This is a genomic window from Pedobacter sp. HMWF019 (assembly GCF_003061025.1).
In the GTDB taxonomy this organism is placed as follows: Bacteria; Bacteroidota; Bacteroidia; order Sphingobacteriales; family Sphingobacteriaceae; genus Pedobacter.
This window is the reverse complement of the sequence record NZ_QAIL01000037.1, coordinates 61805-78434: the sequence shown is the minus strand read 5'-3', so window position 1 is coordinate 78434 and position 16630 is coordinate 61805. Positions and strand designations below refer to the sequence as shown.

Annotated in this window: 13 protein-coding genes; 6 read left to right on the top strand and 7 right to left on the bottom strand. The window is 42.1% G+C overall.

The window, feature by feature from the left end:
• Positions 1-153: 153 nt before the first annotated feature.
• Entirely contained in the window at positions 154-789 is a 636-nt protein-coding gene (locus DBR11_RS02545) for a class I SAM-dependent methyltransferase (protein WP_108550041.1), read from the bottom strand.
• Positions 790-1024: 235 nt separating this feature from the next.
• On the opposite strand from DBR11_RS02545, the gene DBR11_RS02540 reads away from it, so the two are divergent.
• On the top strand, positions 1025-2311 hold the full coding sequence (locus DBR11_RS02540) for a GH36-type glycosyl hydrolase domain-containing protein (RefSeq protein ID WP_108550040.1): 1287 nt from the start codon (positions 1025-1027) through the stop codon (positions 2309-2311).
• 15 nt (positions 2312-2326) lie between these two features.
• On the opposite strand, the gene DBR11_RS02535 is transcribed toward DBR11_RS02540, so the two are convergent.
• Positions 2327-3058, bottom strand: coding sequence for a GntR family transcriptional regulator (locus DBR11_RS02535; RefSeq protein ID WP_108550039.1), 732 nt, complete (start codon positions 3056-3058; stop codon positions 2327-2329).
• Positions 3059-3324: 266 nt separating this feature from the next.
• Between DBR11_RS02535 and DBR11_RS02530 the strand changes: the two genes are divergently transcribed.
• Positions 3325-4173, top strand: a complete 849-nt coding sequence (locus tag DBR11_RS02530) for a siderophore-interacting protein (RefSeq protein ID WP_108550038.1) — start codon at positions 3325-3327, stop codon at positions 4171-4173.
• On the opposite strand, the gene DBR11_RS02525 is transcribed toward DBR11_RS02530, so the two are convergent.
• Complete coding sequence (locus DBR11_RS02525) at positions 4160-5257, bottom strand: DNA alkylation repair protein (protein ID WP_108550037.1); 1098 nt, start codon at positions 5255-5257, stop codon at positions 4160-4162. The two genes, DBR11_RS02530 and DBR11_RS02525, sit on opposite strands and share 14 nt — an antisense overlap.
• Before the next feature lie 153 nt (positions 5258-5410).
• Here DBR11_RS02525 and DBR11_RS02520 point away from each other — a divergent pair, with 153 nt between their 5' ends.
• Complete coding sequence (locus DBR11_RS02520; protein ID WP_108550036.1) at positions 5411-7270, top strand: CocE/NonD family hydrolase; 1860 nt, start codon at positions 5411-5413, stop codon at positions 7268-7270.
• A 94-nt stretch (positions 7271-7364) separates the two neighbouring features.
• Positions 7365-10343, top strand: coding sequence for a glycoside hydrolase domain-containing protein (locus DBR11_RS02515; protein ID WP_108550035.1), 2979 nt, complete (start codon positions 7365-7367; stop codon positions 10341-10343).
• A 56-nt stretch (positions 10344-10399) separates the two neighbouring features.
• Here the strand turns inward: DBR11_RS02515 and DBR11_RS02510 are convergent, their stop codons facing one another.
• The 4 genes from DBR11_RS02510 to DBR11_RS02495 are packed head-to-tail and all read right to left on the bottom strand — an operon-like array spanning position 10400 to position 13329.
• Entirely contained in the window at positions 10400-10540 is a 141-nt protein-coding gene (locus tag DBR11_RS02510; RefSeq protein WP_108550034.1) for an alanyl-tRNA synthetase, read from the bottom strand.
• A complete protein-coding gene (locus DBR11_RS02505) occupies positions 10537-11331 on the bottom strand; it encodes a heme ABC transporter ATP-binding protein (protein ID WP_108550033.1) in 795 nt (264 codons plus the stop codon). The genes DBR11_RS02510 and DBR11_RS02505 overlap by 4 nt, the downstream gene beginning before the upstream one ends.
• A gap of 1 nt (position 11332) precedes the next feature.
• Complete coding sequence (locus tag DBR11_RS02500) at positions 11333-12379, bottom strand: iron ABC transporter permease (protein WP_108550032.1); 1047 nt, start codon at positions 12377-12379, stop codon at positions 11333-11335.
• Complete coding sequence (locus tag DBR11_RS02495; RefSeq protein WP_233260620.1) at positions 12373-13329, bottom strand: hemin ABC transporter substrate-binding protein; 957 nt, start codon at positions 13327-13329, stop codon at positions 12373-12375. Before DBR11_RS02495 ends, DBR11_RS02500 begins: the two co-directional genes overlap by 7 nt.
• A gap of 215 nt (positions 13330-13544) precedes the next feature.
• Here DBR11_RS02495 and DBR11_RS02490 point away from each other — a divergent pair, with 215 nt between their 5' ends.
• Positions 13545-15938 (top strand): TonB-dependent receptor, encoded by a 2394-nt coding sequence (locus tag DBR11_RS02490; RefSeq protein WP_108550031.1) that lies wholly within the window; start codon positions 13545-13547, stop codon positions 15936-15938.
• Positions 15935-16624 (top strand): HmuY family protein, encoded by a 690-nt coding sequence (locus DBR11_RS02485; protein WP_108550030.1) that lies wholly within the window; start codon positions 15935-15937, stop codon positions 16622-16624. Before DBR11_RS02490 ends, DBR11_RS02485 begins: the two co-directional genes overlap by 4 nt.
• The last annotated feature ends 6 nt before the right edge of the window (positions 16625-16630 follow it).

Below are 16630 nucleotides of genomic sequence, written 5' to 3'. Positions count from 1 at the left end.
GTATTGTAATGATCAGGGGATCATTAATAAAAAGAAATTGCCACGAATGAGTGGTACAGAGCAGGTGCTCTGCTTAAAATATTAGATGTTTGGTTAGATCTAAGTTTTGTTTTGTTTGACAAAAAACCAGGTAGGATTGCCTGGTTTTTTTATTTAAAGACCGGGCTTTTGATATACGGTCGCTTTGATGAAATTCTTGTAATACCGCTTTCTGAAAATCTTTTTGTACTTATTCTTTTTAAAGTGAATGCCTACATCCGGCAGTTCCCGGGCCTCAACATTGGATACTATTCTAAAAAAGAAATACATGAGTTTTAACATCATGTATTGCCATATTTTTCCAATTTTAGGTTGATAAGAAAAATCAGAAAATAGCCATAAGCCTTCGGCCTTAAGTAAGTCATGGAGTTTAAGGAATACGAGTTCTGCTTTTTCCCGGCTGAAATTGTCGAACAAAAATGCAGTGAGGACGACATCGAATGTTTTTTTTGTATGATAATCTTCTATTGGAGTGTTGATCAGCTCAATACTGTTTTCCTTAATGTTTCTTTTCCTGGCCAGGGCAATCATTTCTGAGGAAATTTCTATATAGGTGATGCGTAGTCCTTTTGGTTGTAGTTCTGCTATTTTGCTTAGGATCCAGCCGGTTCCTCCCCCAACGATCAGGACCTTACTCCCGGGGGGAATGAAAGGAAGCTGTTCAATCTGCGCATTGACCTGCGCTTTAAAAAAGACAGTACGGCTTAAAAAATCATAATACTTTGCAATTCTATCGTAATTGTTGACCATCGGTTCTGTATCAGACGTTACTAATATAGGTTTTTTAACAGATGTTCTGTTTTTATTAGATCTATTATCTATTGTAGTGTATAAATTATTTTGTTCGTATTAATTTAATATGTAACTATGTATGTACAAAGTAATAAATAATGAAACCATCATGTGCAGCAGTACGCAGACACATAGGAATAGAATTTTGTAGCACATGATAGCTTCATAACCTTTAAAATAAAATTATATACTAATGAAAAAAATATTGTTTTTGAACTTCGCAATGTTCATCCTAATTGGAACCTGTTCTGCGCAACAAACTGCTGTTGGAGAAATCAGAGCTATCAAACCTTTAGCAGATACCGTAAAGGGAATGGCTGAGCAGCTGATTAAAAAAGGCTTTACCGCTGGCGATGGTTATGGTGAGGTTTGGATCAGGGATTTGAATACTTTTATTACGGTGGCCTGTAAAGTAAATGATAAAGATCAAATCAAGAAACACTTGATTACTTTTTTTCAGTTTCAGCAGCCTGACGGCGGAATTCTGGACGGTTATATCCCGGCAAAAAAAGCAGGTGTTTCCTATGATTTTTATCATTCTAAACTTGCTCCGGAATATGCCGGGCATAAGAATACAGTAGAGACTGATCAGGAGACTTCTTTAGTTCAGGCTGTGGCTAAATATATACGGGGAACGGGAGACAAAAGTATTTTAACAGATACCGTTGGTGGGTTATCTGTTCAAAAGCGACTGGAGCAGGCGATGGAGTTTTTGCTTACGCAGCGATTTGTGAAAAAATATGGACTGGTATGGGGTGCTACAACAGTAGACTGGGGTGATGTGCAGCCCGAACATAGCTGGGGGGTAGTTTTAGATTCAAATTCCCACCGGAGCATTGATATTTATGATAATGCAATGTTTGTGATTGCTATAAAGGACTTTTTGAGCATGGCGAGTCTGTCTCCTGCGGCTCAGAAGTACTGGACAGGCGTTCAGAAAAACCTTTCGGCCAATATTCGTAAATACCTTTGGGATCAAAAAGCACAAAAATTTAGACCTCATATTTATTTGAATGGTTCTCCTTTCCCATCTTCGTTTAAGGAGTCAGAGATCTATTATCAGGGTGGCACAGCTATTGCGATTGAGGCTGGTCTGCTGAGTAAGGAGGAAGTTAAAACTGCTTACCATAAAATGCAGGAAAATGTGAAGAAAGCGAATGCGGCAACTATTGGCTTAACCATTTATCCTGTGTACCCCAAGGGCTTTTTCAAAAACCAAGGTATGGGACCATATTCTTATCAGAATGGTGGAGACTGGACTTGGTTTGGGGGAAGAATGGTTTCTCAACTTATCCGTTATGACCTGCTGGAAGAGGCTTGCGAGGCGATGAAGCCCATGTTAGATCGTGTGGTTAAAAATAAAGGATTTTTTGAATGGTATACACCAGATAACCGACCTCAGGGTTCTGCTAGTTTTAGGGGAGAGGCCGGAGTGCTTTGGAGTGCAATTACGGAACTGGAAGCTAAAGGCGTAAAATAATAAGGGGGGGCTTTGCTAGCCCCTTCTGCTTTCTACCGTATATACAAAACTATCTGCACGGTAATAGCCCAGATTATATTCTATCGGGCGGTCTGCCTGATCATAAACGAAACGTTTGCGGAATAAGATTGGACTTCCGGGTTCGGTTTCCAGTTTTGCAGCGATAAATTTATCTGCGGCTTTTGCACTGATCTCCTCTTTAGACAATTCTGTAACGATATTGTAATCAGCTTCCAGGATGTCATAGAGTGGTCTTTTGAAATCCTCTTCGCCAGTTAATCCGGTGCGTGGATGGAAATAAGAAACAAAATAAACAAATGGCCCTTCGGGGCGGCCTCTCAACCGTTCCAGCTTTAATATCTTTTGATCTGTTTTTATATTAAAGAAATTAGCCAGTATCTCATCCGGATAAATCCAGCTGATGTGGAGTTCAAAGTTTTTTATTGGGATTCCCCGAGCCTTCATTTCTTGTGAGAAACTAAGCCAGTTCGTTGATTTTGAGCTGATCAAAGCATCGGCTACTTTAGTCCCAACCCCTTTTTTACGAATTAACAGCCCCTCATAGACCAGCTTGTTCAGTGCCTGGCGCAAAGTTGTGCGGGATATGGCAAGCTGGTTGGCCAGATCAATCTCATTGGGAAGTAGTTTACCATTCTGAAATTCTGGCTCTTTGATCATCCTGCGAAGTAATTCTTCTGCCTGGATGTGAAGTGGAACCGGACTCTTATGGTTAAGGGCTATTTTCATGGTTTAATGAGTTTCCTAAATTGCAAAATTAGCAAAATATATTTGCAAAGAGCTGTGGTATCTGGAATGTCAGTTTAATATCATAAACAAACATATTGTTTAGAATGATTCTATATAATGTATATTTGTCTCAGTTTCCCCTCTGAAATTTGCATGGGATGGGAAAGGTTCAATATATATTTGGTTAGATTGATAAAGTCCTGTTTAGCCATGTCGAATGGACATGGCTAAGACAGGCACAAATTAGCCGGCATCAGAAATATCTTATGAGTGAAAAAGAAAATAAACCATCCATTATTCAGGCTGTACTTTTTGTAAAAGATAAAGAATACGTTACACCACATTATATCCGGGTTACGCTGACTGGCGAGGATATTCTTAAATTTAAAGACACCACTATTGGAGTAAATAACAAAATCTTTATTCCTCCTGCTGGTACAGATCAGGTGCATTTTCCGGCTTATGATGTGCAGACAAATGAATGGATTCATCCGCCCGAGAAGGTAAGACCTTTTGTCCGTACCTACACACACCGGGCTTTTGATTTGGAAAAGAAAGAAATGGTGATCGATTTTGTAGCGCATGGTGATAGTGGGCCGGCTTCTGCATGGGCAATTGCTGCAAAACCGGGTGATGCACTGGGTGTAGCCATGAAGGACAAAAAGAGTACACTCTATCCAAAGGCCGACTGGTATCTGCTGGTGGCAGACGGAACCGGTATTCCGGTACTGGCCGCTATTTTAGAAAGCCTGCCGGCAGAAGCTAAAGGAATTGCTCATATAGAAGTTCAGGATAAAGCAGATCTGCAGCACTTGATCGCTCCTGATGGCATACAGATCAATTGGTTATACAATGAGCATCCGGGTACAGGAACATGGCTTTCTGATGCAGTCGAACATACTGTAATACCTGAAGATCATCTGACTACCCGTTTTGGATACATAGCTGCTGAATTTACTGCAGTTAAGAATATCCGCGATTTTCTGCGCAAGGATAAGGGTTGGGAAAGAGAAGAACTCTATGCTTATGCCTACTGGAAACTTGGAGTGAGCGAAGATGGTTCTGTAAAGGACAGGCAGCGGGAACAGCGGGAGCAAATTTCTACACCAGATTAAAATCCAGACGTTCCTTCTCTGTGCCGTTGATAATCACCGAGAGCTGATGGATGCCTGAATAAAATTTCCTGGTTGTGATCAGCTTAAAACTTTGTTTTCGGGTTACAGCTATGGTTTCAGATGGCGGGTAGGTTTTTTCGCTGATCTTAAAAACTTTACGGGATGCCTTCCCGTTTTGTCTTTTATAATAAAGGGCATATTCCAGCCGAATGGTTTTTGCAGATGTGGATTTGTTTCTGAGCTGGAAACTGAATTCAAGATGGTCTCCAATCTGTACTTCAGGGCTAAGGATTTTAAAATCAATGCAGTCAATGTCTTTGCTGTCGAGTGTATAATGTTTGAGTATTTTGGAGTGCCCTTGTTTGAGCAAGGTCCGGCAGCCGTGTTTAATAACGGCGTCGGTTTCTTTGCTGATGCCTTTCCAGCGACTGGCAATATCAATAACAATCTCGGGATGATCTTTAGAAATGTCGTTAAGATTATTGGCTACGCTTTTACGTACAAAATCTGAGGGATCATTTCTGAGGTTTTCCAGGATGGACAATATTGGACCTGGGGCTTGTTTAAGCTGGGGTACGGCAACAGCCCAGGGTAATCTTGGACGGCAACCTTCTGTAGCCAGTCTTCTTACTTTATGGTTTTCATGTAAGGACCAGCGCTGCATCTGTTCCATCATCTGTGCTCCATATTTTAAGAGAAAGGGGCGTACGGCAAATTCGCAGCTCACAAATTGGGTGATCTGCTCCATGGCTTCTACTGAAGCATGAAAGTGTTCCAGACCATGGCATTCGATATAATCGGGTAGAAATATAAAGACGAGTTCGCCTGCAATGCCATCTTTTTTAAATTGTCCAACCAGTTGGGTCAGATAGTGTGCTGCTCGTGGGAAATCTGTAGAGGGCAGAAATTCATGGATCGCATTGGTGGTGTGGCGCATGCGTTGTTTTAATTCCATATGCTGAAAGTCATCCGTATAGATGCGCTTTAAAAATAATTGCTGATCAAATTCTGGTAGTATCCTGGAAAGGCTGTTGCTGAGCTGATTATAGAAAACAGAGCAGTAGAGATCTTTCAGTAAGGCCATTATATCCTGGTTAGATTTTTGTAATGATAAAGTGCTTGCTAAGTTACAGCAAGGACTGCTGAAGAAGACCATTGGAAAAGTCAAATTATTGACATAAAGAGGAGCTGAAGAGCTCGCGAAGAATAATTATATTCGCTTATTAAATTCTACCTGATGAAATCAATCTTTTTTGTCTTGCTCTGTGTCTTTGGCTTGAAGTCTTTTGCTCAGAATGTGCCTTCGGATGCAGCTTATATTAAAACGCATTATCTGAAATACGAATATCAGATTCCGATGAGGGATGGTAAGAAGTTGTTTACCTCAGTTTATGTACCTAAAGATCAGTCTGTGGCTTATCCTTTTATGATGGACAGGACTTGTTATAGCGTTGGTCCATATGGTCCGGACCAGTATAAGGCGAGCCTTGGGCCTTCCCCGCTGTTTGTTCATGATGGTTATATTTTTGTTTACCAGGATGTACGTGGACGTTGGATGAGCGAAGGGATTTATGAGGAAATGACACCGGAACTGGAAGTGCATAAAACAAATAAAGATGTAGATGAGGGGACCGATACCTATGATACCATTGACTGGCTGCTTAAAAATATCCCGAATAATAATGGTAAGGTTGGTGTATGGGGCATTTCCTATCCGGGTTTTTATACGACAACGGCGCTGTTGAGTCGCCATCCGGCATTAGCTGCAGCTTCTCCGCAGGCACCTATTGCAAATCTTTATCGGGATGATGCCTTCCATAATGGTGCCTTTATGCTGGCTGCTAATTTTGGTTTTTACCCCTATTTCACCAACCGGCAGGATGATAAACCGACACAACGATCTGGAAAGGCATTTGATCCGGGGACTAACGATGGATATGATTTCTTTCTGAAAATGGGCGCGATGCGCAATTCAAATTTGAAATATTACCAGGATACGATAAGACTTTGGAATGAAATGATGGATCATCCGAATTATGATGAGCACTGGGAAGACCGGAATGTTTTGTCGCATCTGCATGATATTAAAACACCAACATTAGTGACAGGGGGATGGTATGATGCAGAAGATCTGTATGGTGCCATTCATACTTATAAAGTTCTTCAGAAAAGAAACCCCAATACGCCTGTTTATTTTGCCATGGGCCCCTGGGTGCATGGTGGATGGGCAAGGGGAGATGGCGATCATTTGGGTGACGTTGATTTTGGTGCAGCGACAGGACCCTTTTACCGGGAAAAAATTGAGTTTGCTTTCTTTAGTCATTATTTGAAAGGTACGCCTCTGGATCTTCCAAAAGTGTCTGTTTTTCAAACCGGTGAGAATCAGTGGAAGAATTATGATACATGGCCACCAGAATCTGTGGTGGAGAAGAACCTGTACTTCCTGCCGGGCGGTAAATTGTCTTTTACGGCACCTTCAGGAAAGGAGGACAGTTTTAATGAATTTGTTTCAGATCCCAATAAACCTGTTCCGTTTATTAACCGTAAGACGATGGATATGGACCGGGATTATATGACGGCAGACCAGAGGTTTGCCGCAGCCATGCCCGATGTATTGACTTACCAGACCGATGTTCTGACGGATGACCTGACACTTTCAGGCGATATGTGGGCGCACCTTAGGGTTTCTACCACAGGTACAGATGCGGACTGGGTGGTCAAAGTGATCGATGTTTATCCCGATTCTGCTCAAAATAACAAATGGACGGCAAAAGATGTGCTGATGGCCGGGTATCAGCAAATGATACGAAGTGAGGCGATGCGGGGTAAATTCAGAAGAGGTTTTGACCGTCCCCGGGCATTTACGCCAGGAAAGGTGAGCAGGGTGAGTTTTGAACTGCAGGATGTGTTGCATACGTTTAAAAAGGGACACCGGATTATGGTTCAGCTTCAGAGTACCTGGTTTCCGTTGATTGACCGGAATACCCAGCAGTTTCAGGACATTATGAAAGCCCAGGATACTGATTTTAAAGCAGAGACACATAAAGTTTTCACTTCGTCTGCTCATCCGAGTTACCTGAAAGTAAAAGTGCTTTAATCGTGCTGTTATTGTAACAAATCAAATGAATGCAGGGGCTATACCGGGGATTATTCTAAAACATTCTTACTTTTAAGGGAAGAATATAATCCAAATGAAATTAACTTTTTTAGCTGTATGTATGCTGTTGACCGGAACAGGACTTCAGGCGCAAACTTTAAAATATACCAGTTCTAATGATGGCTGGAATGCTGATTCTCTGGGGAACCATCGGGTTCTGGTACGTTATAGTGGCCAGCCGGGTACCGCTCATGTAAAAGTGGATTGGAGAAGGAGAGATCAGAATCCTCAGAAGAAAGCAATTTTTGTGACCGATGCGGGGGGGCTTAGAATTCCGAATGTACTTGTGAAGGATATTACCCGTGAACATGGTGAAATCTGGTTTGATGCGGCAAAAGGTTCTGGAGATTACTATATCTATTACCTGCCATATAAAAATGAAGGCCGGGATAATTATCCCAAGGGGGTGTATCTGAAACCGGTAAAGACTGCAGATGAGGAGTGGTTATCAAAGGCAGCTTCGGTGCCCTTAAATGCAAAGGCTTTGGAAATTCAGTCTGTCAATGCTTTTAATAGTTTTTTTCCTATGGAAGTGATTGCTACTCAACAGGAAACTGAAGTTTTAAAGAAACAAAATAGTGGTAAGGCATTTGTGGTGTTTCCGGAAGATCGGATGTTTCCCGTTAAGATGGAAAATGACTTGCCCTTCCGCTGGATAGAAAAGAAAGATAAGCGTTCTTTTATTGGCGTGGCTGATAAAGGAGAGAATTATGTCTTGCAATTAGGCATCTATGCGCTGAAAGATTTGAAAAATATAGAAATCCGGTTTGCAGATTTGAAAAATGCGAAAGGTCAGTCTATTGCTGCAGGTGTAATGAACTGTATCAATACAAAGGGAACTACTTATGATGCGAAGCCCTTACTGAAGCATGTAGGGCTTTCCACTGGCAAGATCCAGTCGATGTGGTGTACGATCAATATTCCGGAAGGTCAGACTGCTGGTGTTTATAAAGGGATTTTTACGGTGACAGCGGAGGAACAAAAGCCTCAGACTGTTCCGGTTCAGATTACTGTTACTGCTCAGCAAAGTAAAGATCATGGCGTAAACGAACCAAATAAACAGACCCGTTTGACCTGGTTAAATTCAACAATGGCACAGGGCAATACAGTCGTTGCGCCATATACTCCGCTGACGGTACAGGGGAATACGATATCATTACTGGGCAGAAAACTGGAAGTCAATAAAGACGGTTTTCCTAAACAGATTCAAACCTTTTTCAACAGTGAGATGACGGGTTATTCGGAGACTGCGCATAATATTCTTGCAGAACCCATCCATTTTCATTTTCATACAGGTGATAAAAAGGAAGAGAAGTTCATAGCATCAGATTTTAAGTTCATCAGCAAAGAAGCGGGAACGGTAAAATGGACAGCAGTCAATACTTCTGAAAATGTGCAAATGAATATAGAGGGCAGTCTGGAATTTGATGGGTATGTACATTATGTTATTAAAGTAACCGCGCTTAGGGATATAGATTTTAGCAATGTGAATTTTCACATTCCCTTTGATAAGAGTGCTGCAAAGTATTTAATGGGCTTGGGAGAAAAGGGAGGACGCAGACCAGACACCGTGAAATGGAAATGGGATGTTGCCCATAAAAATCAGGATGCGGCCTGGATAGGAGCAGTAAATGCGGGTTTGTATTATAACCTCAGGGATGAGAAATATAGCCGCCCGCTGAATACTAATTTCTATTTGCAGAAACCTTTGTTGTTGCCTGCTTCCTGGGGAAATGAAAACAAGGGGGGGATACAAATTAACCTGAAGGGTAAGTCTGTTTTGTCTGATAATTATACCGGAAGCAGGTCTATGAAAAAGGGAGAGTCTTTGTATTATAATTTCAACTTGTTGATCACACCTTTTCATTTGATCAATACTGATTTTCAGTGGGACAACCGGTTTTATCATAAATATAATGACCTGGATGCTATTAAAGCGACTGGAGCTACAGTGGTGAATATTCATCATGCGACACCGATCAATCCCTGGATTAATTATCCTTTTATAGAGTCTAAAAAAATGAAAACCTATATTGATGAGGCACACTCAAAGGGCTTAAAAGTTAAGATTTACAATACGGTGCGGGAACTTTCGAATCATGCTTATGAATTGCCTGCTTTGCGAAGTTTAGGGACCGAAGTTTATTCTCCCGGACCTGGGGGAGGCTTTAGCTGGTTGCAGGAGCATCTTGACAGCAATTATATTGCTGCCTGGTTTGTGCCTGAAATTAAAGATGCGGCTATTATCAATAGTGGAATGAACCGCTGGCATAACTATTATGTGGAGGGCATGAACTGGCTGGTGAACAATGTAGGGATTGACGGGATTTATCTGGACGATGTGGCTTTTGATCGGATTACGATGAAAAGGATCAAAAGGGTGTTGACTTCAAACGGGCATCCGGGTATTATTGATTTGCATTCGGCAAATCAGTATAACAAAAGTGATGGTTTCAATAACAGTGCTATTTTATACATGGAGCATTTTCCTTACCTGAACCGTTTGTGGTTTGGAGAATATTTCGATTATCAAAAAAACAGTCCTGATTTCTTTTTAACGGAAGTAAGCGGGATTCCTTTTGGTTTAATGGGAGAGATGCTTCAGGACGATGGAAATCCTTGGAGAGGAATGATCTACGGAATGACCAGCAGGTTGGGATGGTCTGAGGGAAGTGATCCTAAACCGCTATGGAAAGCCTGGAGTGATTTTGGTTTAAAAGGATCGGAGATGATTGGCTACTGGAGCGACAATTGTCCGGTAAAAACGGGGGAGTCTGCTGTACTGGCGACTGTTTATAAAAACAAAGGGAAGTCTATGATTGCCCTGGCCAGCTGGGCAGATAAAGATGTGGAGGTCAATTTGCAGGTAGACTGGGCTAAGCTTGGAATTGATCCGGAAAAGGTAAAACTCCACGCTCCGGAAATTGATAAATTCCAGCATGCTGCAAGTTACACTTCAGGACAGCCGGTAAAGATTGAACAAGGAAAAGGCCTGCTGCTGATCGCAGAATAATTGACTGGCTTTTTGCTGGTTTGTAAAGCCTTATAAGACCTTCTTCTTATAAGGCTTTATTTTATTACCCAATAGCCTAGAATGAGCCATACAATCCCTTTCAAAAGGAAGAAGAGAAAGCCCCATAAGCCTATTTTTTTTAGCCATTTAAATAGCGGATGCTTCTTTTCCTGGTTGGTGGTTTCATTTGTTGTCATGGTATAGAATTAATTCGTACATCTTTGGGAATAAAAAAATGTTTGAGTGTTCGGGGATTGGTATATACATCCGAATCTATTTCGAAGATCTCGTAAATGTTCTTGGCTGTTAAAACTTCAGCAGCACTTCCGTCATACCATTTTCTGCCATTTTTAAGCATCAGGATCCGGTCTGCATATTGGGCTGCCAGATTGATGTCGTGCAGTACACTGATGACCATAAATCCCCGTCGGGCGAGATTTTTTGCAATGGCAAGCGTCTGTTGCTGGTATTGAATGTCTAAGCTTGCTACTGGTTCATCCATGAGCAAAAGAGCGTTCGGGATATTCCATACCTGGGCAAGTACACGTGCCAGTTGTACCCTTTGTTGTTCTCCTCCGGATAGTGTTGGATAAGATCTTTCTGTCATATCGGAAATGCCTGTGAGACGGGTAACTTCTTCAACAATCTGAAGGTCTGTCTCTGCAGGGTGATTTTTATAGTGTGGATAACGGCCCATCATTACAATTTCAGCAACTGAAAAAGGTAGGCTGACGATGTTTTGCTGATTCATTACTGCCCGCAACATGGCCAGTTCTTTAGTAGAATAACTGCTGATCGTTTTACCTTTTAGCTGAATGGTACCTTTCAGCGGCTTCAGCTCTCCGCTCAGGTTGCGAAGTAAAGTCGATTTTCCGGCACCGTTGGCTCCCAGTATCACCAGCAACTCCCCCGGGCGGACACTGAAAGAAATATCCTTAAGTAAGGATCTTTGGCCAATTTGATAGGTTATGGTTTCTGCAGTCAGCATATTATAGGGCGAATTTCTTTTTGTCTTTAATTAATATATACAGAAACAAAGGTGTACCCAGCAGTGCTGTAATCACTCCAATTGGAAGCTCTACCGGAGCAATAAGTGTTCTGCATAATAAATCTGCCAGGGTTAACATCAATGCGCCTAGTAGTGCCGATGCAGGCAATACGTGTTTATGATCAACGCCAATAATAAGTCTTATCGTATGTGGAACCAATAAACCGACAAAACCGATGATACCTGAAACGGCGACAGATGCGCCCACTGCCATGGTAGCCAGGATAACAATATTGCGTTTTACGGAATTGACTTTTAAACCGAGCTGACTGGCCTGAACTTCACCCAGGGCAAAGGTGTTAAGCGCTTTGCCCATGCGGGGCAGTAGTGCAAGAGGAACGAGGATGAAAGGCAGGATGGATAGCACTGTTTCCCAGGTCGCGCCTGCCAGACTGCCCAGCATCCAGAAAGTGATGTTCCTCAGTTGCTGGTCATCGGCAGCAAAAGTAATCAATCCTGTGAGCGCACCAGCCAGCGCATTGATGGCAATACCTGCCAGGAGCATGGTGGCCACATTTGATTTTCCTTCTGTTCTGGAAATTTGATAAACAAGAAGTGCTGCAAGGCCTGCACCTGCAAAAGCACCGAAAACGAGCAGGTAATAACCCAGTAAATTACTTAGACCTGCGAACAAAGAAATTTCCATAACGATAATGATAACCGCCATGAGGGATGCGCCCGCAGATATTCCGATCAAACTGGGTTCCGCAAGCGGATTTCTGAAAATGCCCTGGATGGCTGTACCTGAAATTCCAAGGGCAGCACCCACCAGTAAACCCAGTAGTACCCGGGGAATACGCACGATATGAAGCACACCTTCATATCTTTCAGAGACGGTGTACTGCGTAAATAGGCCGGCTTTCTTGCCAAGGATCAGGAAAATTTCCTTTACCGGGATCTTTACCGCACCAAGACTCATGGAAAAAGCAGCTGCAATAAAAAGTGCAGCAACCAGGAAAATATACAACAACAGCCTCCTTTTTACCATTTGCTGTTTAACTGAAGAATAGCCTGAGGTAAGCGGGAAGAGAAATTGACCAGCAATTCTCCATCCATTTCTACAATTCGCTTGTTTTTTCCTGCATTGGTCAAACCTACGCCAGGCATTTTCAGGATGCTGTTCATTCCACCCAGACTTTTATAACCAAAGTCAAACAGGAGGATCAGATCCGGATTTGCATTGATCAAGGCCTCTGTGGTGTAGGGCTTAAACTTAGAAAAGCCTTCTGCTGCATTTCTACCTCCAGCCAGTCTGATGATAGCATCCATACTGGTGTCCTTTCCAGCAACCATCATTACGCCTGTGCCACGGGCATATATAAACAAGACCTTTGGCTTTTTGGGGTTTTTCTTTACCGCGTCGAGTGCTTTGTTTAGATTTTGTTCTGTTTGTATAGCTAATTCTTCTCCTTTGGTTTGGGCCCCGATTGCAGAGGAAACCTGACGTACGAATTTTGTTGCCCCTTTGGCGGAGTATTCCTGGGCAATAGTGATCACGTTGATTCCCGCAGATTTTAATTGAAATTCAGTAGCCTTGTTGATGGTACCTTCAGGGCTAAGGATAAGATCTGGAGAAAAGGAAAGCAGGGATTCGGCAGAGACACTTCTGGTTTGGCTCACTCTGGGTAATTTATTGATATATGCAGGATAAGTGCTGGTCACATTTACGGCCACAATTTTGGCGCCTGAGCCCAATGCATCAACCGTTTCAGTAAGTGCCCCACTTAAAGTGATGATCCGTTTTGGGGGCTGAGCCATGGTTGTAATACCAAGAGTCATCAGGAAAAACAGGAGAGAAATTTTAGTCATTTTAGGAGATTTTGCAATGAATTCATATGCAAAGGAAGTCTTAATTAAAATGATTCCAAATAATTTTATGCGCATTACCGTAATCGGTATAACTGTTGAAAAATCTGGTATAGAGCGGTTTTTTATCATTGTTTTTGTGTTTAATTGGCTTGTTTATAGTTGTTTAGTTTGTTTTCTGTTTTCAGTATTTTTTTGTTTTAGCCTCTGTTTTACACTTGATTAATCCCGAATCCGTTAATGCAATCCCGAAATAGTTAAAAAAAATCCCGTTAGCGTTGCTTGAATATTGACAAATGTAATCATATTTGTAGTCTTATTTAGACTGATTAAAAATAACTGTATTAATGCTTAATCTCATCCCTGTAAAGTATCGATTGTTGTTGTTGTTTGCTTTTGTGTCGCGGTCACTCTGTGCTGCGGAAGTGAAAGGCAAAATAAGCGGAATCATTATTAATGAGGCAGGGGTTCCTTTGCAGGGGATTGCAATTACAGTAGATCCTGATCATAAAAGGGCACTTAGTGATGCGAAAGGAAGATTTACCTTGGAGCATTTATATGCGGGTACCTATACACTTACGGTGACTGCAATTGGATATGAAGGCCATAGAGAGGAAATAGAGGTCGAAGCGGGGAAAAATAAATCAATAACGATCAGGTTAAAGGCGGGCAATAAGGCACTCGACGAAGTGGAGATTGCCGGAGCACATCACAATCCGGATAATTTAATTGACATGATGAGGACAGCCATGCCGAGTCAAGTCATTACCCGGAAAGACATAGAAATGATGGGTAGCAGAAGACTGGATGAAGTGCTCAAAGAACAGACTGGTCTGGCCATTGTGAGTGATATTGGTTCGGGAAGCAGGGCTGTTGGCCTGCAAATGCAGGGTTTTGACAGTGGTTACACCATGATTATGATTGACGGGCAGCCTATGGTTGGCCGGAATAACGGAAATTTCGATCTGTCCAGAATTACCGTATCAAATATTGAAAGAATAGAGATCATTAAAGGGGCTTCTTCCTGTTTGTTTGGCAGTGAAGCCCTTGCCGGGGTCATTAATATTGTTACCCGTAAAAATATTACCGAGCCTCAGGGAATGGCTGCTTTACATTATGGTAGCTTTAAAATGATCGACGCAACAATGGAAGGGGAGACACCCTTTGCTGGTAAAAGAGGTTCTGCTTATTTTTCTGGTAATTATTACCGGACCGACGGTTTTAATTCTAATCCCTATCTGAAAGAAGGTAAAACTGCACCTCCTTTTGATAGTTATGCTTTACAGGGCCGCGGCCGGTATCTGATGACGGATAAAAGTAGTTTAAATTTTAACGGACGTTATGTTGCCAGACATTCGGTAAATGAAGTTTCCTATGGTGTAATGCCAAGCAAGGATGTACTCGACGAGTATGATTTGAATGGTTCAGTTGCGCTCAATACGAACTTTAATGATGGTACAAAACTAAAAACTCAATATTATCTTACCCGTTATCAGACCAATCAGAGCATTACAGACTTGAACAGTGGAAGTTTGATTCCTGGTAATCAGTTTGAACAATATCTGCACCGTTTTGAAGTGCAGGGTGCCCGGGTATTATCGCCTGGTATAGAACTGACTGCAGGTGCCGGCGGTGCTTATGAATTGTTAGACAATAATGCGTACCGGGCTTCGAAGAGTATGACCAATTACTTTACTTATGGTCAGATAGACTGGCAACTGTCTAACCGGCTTTCGTTTATCGGAGGAGCTCGTTATGATGATCATGATAAGTATGGGGCAAAGTTAAATCCAAGTGCAGGATTGCGTTACCAGGCGATGAAGAACCTGGTGCTGAAAGCCGCAGTAGGTACTGGCTTTAAGACACCTAATTTCCAACAGCTTTATCTGGTATTCACCAATGTGCAGACGGGTTATACCGTGCTTGGTGCTGAAGAATTCTGGCGGGAGATTCAGATCCTTAAAGATGCAGGACAGATTACAAATGTTTTCCCTATTGCCAGGCAGATCGGAAACCTGAAGCCGGAGCGTTCGGTTTCTTATAGCGGAGGTTTTACTTATTCACCTTTGGGTTCAGTTAAACTGGATGTGAATGTATTTTATAATGACCTCAGGAATTTTATTAACTCTGAACAGGTGGCGCTGAAAACAAATGGTCAGCAGGTGTATTCCTACATGAATATAGCCCGTGCCTACATGGCGGGTACGGAGATCGGATTAAACTGGAGCCTCAGTAAATCTTTGAACATATCTGCTGGCTATCAGCTGTTGTATGCTGTAGATAAAGGAGTGGTTGACTCCATTAAAGCGGGTACCGGACCTTATGCCCTGGTCTATGATCCAGCATTGTATGATATGAGAAGATCTACCCGGAAGGATTACGTAGGAATGAACAACAGATCCAGGCATATGGCCAATATTAAATTTACTTATGCCGAAGAGAAAACGGGATGGTCAGGATCTTTCAGGGTGAATTACAGGAGTAAATACGGATTTATGGAAGCCAACAGGGCAAATAATTTTCTGGACCCTTATGATACTTTCGTTCGCGCTTTTTTCCTGCTGAGCGGGGCTGTACAGAAAACGCTTAATCAAAAACATCTTCAGTTGCAGTTCTCGGTAGATAATATCATGGATTACAGAGAACAGCTGATGCCAGCGCAACAAGGCAGGGCAATTGTACTGGGGCTGAGCTGGAGGTTTTTTAAAAATATAACAGATAAACCAATAGACAGGTCATGAGAAATACAACGCTGATAGCTGCAATAATGGTGATGGGTAGCATTTTTACTGCATGCACTAAAAAAGAAGACCGGCCAGATCTGGAGGATGGAAAGAGTACTGTAATTAATGATTTGGAAGGTGATATCGGTGCTTCTATGGCAGACGGAATTGATGGAAAGGTGAAACGCCCCTTTAAAGACTGGTATTTTAATTTTAAAAGGAAGGAGAAAATAACCGATACAGTGGGAAATGCCAGAACACTGAGCTGGGACATTGGTTTTACGGGGGTATATAACTCTATGGTGGTGATCAATAATGGAACGGACAGGAAAAGCCCTGGTTACGGGGGGCCTGGACAAGGATTGATCATCTCTGTAAACTTACCTTATAAATTGGTGGAGGAAGCCCCTTCTGCAGAAGAGATGAAAAAAAACAACCTCAGTTTTGTGGGTTGGGATAAATATCCCCAGCCTTACAATTCGGGCTGGTACTTCTACGATCTGAAGACGCATATTTCCATTCCGGTAAAAAACAGAACATTCATATTGCTCACTGCAGAAGGTAAATATGCTAAACTGGAATTGCTGAATATTTACAAGGGAAATCCAGCAGTAGTCTCTGATCTGCACTGGCCAGCACCCTATTTTACCTTCCGGTATTTTGTACAGGAAGATGGCAGCAGAAATTTAAAAACGAACGAATAATCTGAT

Excerpts from the sequence above, each read along its gene's own strand:
- DBR11_RS02500 (WP_108550032.1), bottom strand. The coding sequence starts at position 12,379 with ATGGTAAAAAGGAGGCTGTTGTTGTATATTTTCCTGGTTGCTGCACTT.
- DBR11_RS02505 (WP_108550033.1), bottom strand. The coding sequence starts at position 11,331 with ATGCTGACTGCAGAAACCATAACCTATCAAATTGGCCAAAGATCCTTA.
- DBR11_RS02530 (WP_108550038.1), top strand. The coding sequence starts at position 3,325 with ATGAGTGAAAAAGAAAATAAACCATCCATTATTCAGGCTGTACTTTTT.
- DBR11_RS02510 (WP_108550034.1), bottom strand. The coding sequence starts at position 10,540 with ATGACAACAAATGAAACCACCAACCAGGAAAAGAAGCATCCGCTATTT.
- DBR11_RS02485 (WP_108550030.1), top strand. The coding sequence starts at position 15,935 with ATGAGAAATACAACGCTGATAGCTGCAATAATGGTGATGGGTAGCATT.
- DBR11_RS02545 (WP_108550041.1), bottom strand. The coding sequence starts at position 789 with ATGGTCAACAATTACGATAGAATTGCAAAGTATTATGATTTTTTAAGC.
- DBR11_RS02515 (WP_108550035.1), top strand. The coding sequence starts at position 7,365 with ATGAAATTAACTTTTTTAGCTGTATGTATGCTGTTGACCGGAACAGGA.
- DBR11_RS02495 (WP_233260620.1), bottom strand. The coding sequence starts at position 13,329 with ATGATAAAAAACCGCTCTATACCAGATTTTTCAACAGTTATACCGATT.
- DBR11_RS02490 (WP_108550031.1), top strand. The coding sequence starts at position 13,545 with ATGCTTAATCTCATCCCTGTAAAGTATCGATTGTTGTTGTTGTTTGCT.
- DBR11_RS02540 (WP_108550040.1), top strand. The coding sequence starts at position 1,025 with ATGAAAAAAATATTGTTTTTGAACTTCGCAATGTTCATCCTAATTGGA.
- DBR11_RS02525 (WP_108550037.1), bottom strand. The coding sequence starts at position 5,257 with ATGGCCTTACTGAAAGATCTCTACTGCTCTGTTTTCTATAATCAGCTC.
- DBR11_RS02535 (WP_108550039.1), bottom strand. The coding sequence starts at position 3,058 with ATGAAAATAGCCCTTAACCATAAGAGTCCGGTTCCACTTCACATCCAG.
- DBR11_RS02520 (WP_108550036.1), top strand. The coding sequence starts at position 5,411 with ATGAAATCAATCTTTTTTGTCTTGCTCTGTGTCTTTGGCTTGAAGTCT.